The sequence below is a fragment of the Achromobacter piechaudii NBRC 102461 genome (assembly GCF_001571245.1).
Taxonomy (GTDB): Bacteria; Pseudomonadota; Gammaproteobacteria; order Burkholderiales; family Burkholderiaceae_B; genus Achromobacter; species Achromobacter piechaudii.
In genome coordinates this window covers 1-3,672 of record NZ_BCTK01000020.1, presented here as the reverse complement: position 1 = coordinate 3,672, position 3,672 = coordinate 1, and the positions used below count along the sequence as shown (strand labels likewise).

The 3,672-nt window shown below is 63.0% G+C and carries 1 protein-coding gene; it reads right to left on the bottom strand.

From position 1 onward, the window contains the following. A partial coding sequence (locus tag API01S_RS28585; protein ID WP_156487209.1) for a beta strand repeat-containing protein occupies positions 1–3,672 on the bottom strand: 3,672 nt, incomplete at both ends.

Genomic DNA, 3,672 nt, shown 5'->3' with positions numbered 1-3,672 from the left:
GACCGTCACCGTGCCATGCGCAGGCGCAGTACCCACGCTGTAGGCCAGCGGGTCGCCATCGCCGTCTACTGCCGCGACCTGGCCAGTCACGGCCGTGTCCTCATTGGTGGTGGTGGCGTAGTTGCCTGTGGCCGAATCGAAGGTCTGGCCCGGGACAGCAGGATCCACCGTCATCGGGGCGTCCGGAACCGCCGTCACCGTGATGCTGACGGTAGCCGTCTCTACGGCACCGCCCGAGGTCACCGTATACGTGAAGCTGGTCGAACCGTTGTAGTTGGCAGCGGGTGCGAAGTCCAGCGTGCCGTCAGCCTTCAGCGTGACCATCCCGTTCGCAACCGCGACAGGCGTCCCGACGACCACCGCATTACCGTCGATAGCCGTGATCGTGTGGCCTGAATTTTCAAACGTGTCGTTGGCGTTGACGTTGATATTGACCGGTGTGTCCTCATTGGTTGTCACCGTGTCGTTGGCGATATCGACCACGGCCGAGACCGTGACGCTGACCGTGGAGAACGTGATGTTGCCCGTACCGTCGTCGATCGCCACCACGAAGCTGTCGCTGCCGTAATAGTCGGCCGTCGGCGTGTAGGTGTAAGCACCGGTGGTGGCATTGACCGTCACCGTACCGTGTGCCGGCGCGGTGCCGACGCTGTAGGCCAGCGGGTCGCCATCGCCATCGACTGCCGAGACCTGGCCAGTCACAGCCGTGTCTTCCGTCGTGGTCGTGGCGTAGTTGCCCGTCGCCAAATCGAAAGTCTGACCCGGGACTGCCGGGTCCACCGTCATCGGCGCATCCGGCACGGCCGTAATGCTGACCGTCACCGTCGCCGTCTCATCAACGCCGCCCGACGTCACTGTGTAGGTGAAGCTGGTGGAACCGTTGTAGTTGGCGGCAGGTGCGAAGTCGATCGTGCCGTCGGCCTTCAGCGTCACCATGCCGTTCGCGACCGCAACCGGCGTACCGACCACGATGGCGTTGCCGTCAATGGCCGTGACGGTATGACCCGCGTTCTCGAAGGTGTCGTTGGCGTTGACGTTGATGTTGAGCGGTGTGTCTTCGTTCGTCGTCACCGTGTCGTTGGCGATATCGACCACGGCCGAGACCGTGACGCTGACGGTGGACAACGTGATATTGCCCGTTCCGTCGTCGATCGCTACGACGAAGCTGTCGCTGCCGTAGTAGTCGGCGGTGGGAGTGTAGGTGTAGGCGCCAGTCGTTGCATTGACCGTCACCGTGCCGTGCGTGGGCGCAGTGCCGACGCTGTAGGCCAGCGGGTCACCATCGCCATCCACCGCCGAGACCTGGCCGGTAACAGCCGTGTCTTCATTGGTGGTGGTCGCATAGTTGCCCGTCGCCGAATCGAAGGTCTGGCCGGGAACTGCCGGATCCACTGTCATCGGGGCGTCGGGAACCGCCGTCACCGTGATGCTGACGGTAGCCGTCTCTACGGCACCGCCCGAGGTCACCGTATACGTGAAGCTGGTCGAGCCGTTGTAGTTGGCGGCCGGCGCGAAGTCCAGCGTGCCATCGGCTTTCAGCGTCACCATCCCATTGGCCACCGCAACCGGTGTACCGACCACGATGGCGTTGCCGTCAATCGCAGTGATGGTATGCCCGGCATTCTCAAACGAGTCGTTGGCGTTGACGTTGATGTTGACCGGCGTGTCTTCGTTGGTCGTGACAGAGTCGTTGGCAATATCCACCACCGCTGACACCGTCACGCTGACGGTGGACAACGTGATGTTGCCGGTGCCGTCATCGATCGCCACCACGAAGCTGTCGCTGCCGTAATAGTCGGCCGTCGGCGTGTAGGTGTACGCACCGGTGGAGGCATTGACCGTCACCGTACCGTGCGCAGGCGCAGTGCCCACGCTGTAGGCCAGCGGATCGCCGTCGCCATCGACCGCCGAGACCTGGCCGGTAACAGCCGTGTCTTCCGTCGTGGTGGTGGCGTAGTTGCCGGTCGCCGAATCGAAGGTCTGGCCGGGGACGGCCGGGTCCACCGTCATCGGTGCGTCCGGCACCGCCGTCACCGTAATGCTGACAGTGGCCGTCTCATCGACGCCGCCCGACGTCACTGTGTAGGTGAAGCTGGTCGAACCGTTGTAGTTGGCGGCCGGTGCAAAGTCGAGCGTGCCGTCCGCCTTGAGTGTGACCATCCCGTTTGCCACCGCGACCGGCGTGCCGACCACGACGGCGTTACCGTCAATGGCGATAATCGCATGACCCGGGTTCTCGAACGTATCGTTGGCATCGACGTTGATGTTGACCGTCGTATCTTCGTTGGTCGTCACCGAGTCGTTGGCGATATCCACTACCGCGGAGACGGTCACGCTGACCGTGGACAACGTGATGTTGCCCGTTCCGTCGTTGATCGCCACCACGAAGCTGTCCGAACCGTAGTAGTCCGCCGTCGGCGTGTAGGTGTAGGCGCCAGTCGTTGCATTGACCGTCACCGTGCCGTGCGTGGGCGCAGTGCCGACGCTGTAGGCCAGCGGGTCGCCATCGCCATCGACTGCCGAGACCTGGCCAGTCACAGCCGTGTCTTCCGTTGTGGTGGTGGCGTAGTTGCCGGTAACAGAGTCGAAAGTCTGACCCGGGACTGCCGGATCCACCGTCATCGGCGCGTCCGGAACCGCCGTCACCGTGATGCTGACCGTCGCCGTCTCATCGACACCTCCCGAGGTCACGGTGTACGTAAAGCTGGTGGAACCGTTGTAGTTGGCGGCCGGTGCAAAGTCGAGCGTGCCATCGGCTTTGAGCGTCACCATCCCGTTCGCCACCGCGACAGGCGTGCCGACGACCACCGCATTGCCGTCGATGGCGGTGACCATGTGGCCCGCGTTCTCGAACGTATCGTTGGCATTGACGTTGATATTGACCGTCGTATCTTCGTTGGTCGTCACCGAGTCGTTGGCGATATCGACCACTGCCGAGACCGTCACGTTGACGGTGGACAAGGTGATGTTGCCGGTACCGTCGTCGATCGCTACGACGAAGCTGTCGCTGCCGTAGTAGTCGGCGGTCGGAGTGTAGGTATACACGCCCGTCGTGGCGTTGACCGTCACCGTACCGTGCGCTGGCGCGGTGCCGACGCTGTAGGCCAGCGGATCACCATCGCCATCGACCGCCGAGACTTGGCCGGTGACGGCTGTGTCTTCATTGGTGGTCGTGGCGTAGTTGCCAGTGGCCGAATCGAAGGTCTGACCCGGGACAGCCGGATCCACCGTCATCGGTGCATCCGGCACTGCCGTAATGCTGATCGTCACTGTCGCGGTTTCATCGACGCCGCCTGACGTCACCGTGTAGGTGAAGCTGGTCGAGCCGTTGTAGTTCAAGGCCGGCGCGAAGTCCAAGGTACCGTCGACCTTGAGCGTCACCATCCCATTGGCGACCGCAACCGGCGTACCGACGATGACCGCATTGCCGTCGATGGCGGTGATCGCATGACCTGCGTTCTCGAAGGTGTCGTTGGCGTTGACGTTGATGTTGACCGGCGTGTCCTCGTTGGTCGTGATCGTGTCGTTGGCGATATCCACCACTGCCGAGACCGTCACGCTGACGGTGGAGAACGTGATGTTGCCCGTGCCGTCGTCGATCGCCACCACGAAGCTGTCGCTGCCGTAGTAGTCCGCTGTCGGCGTATAGGTGTAAGCACCCGTCGATGCATT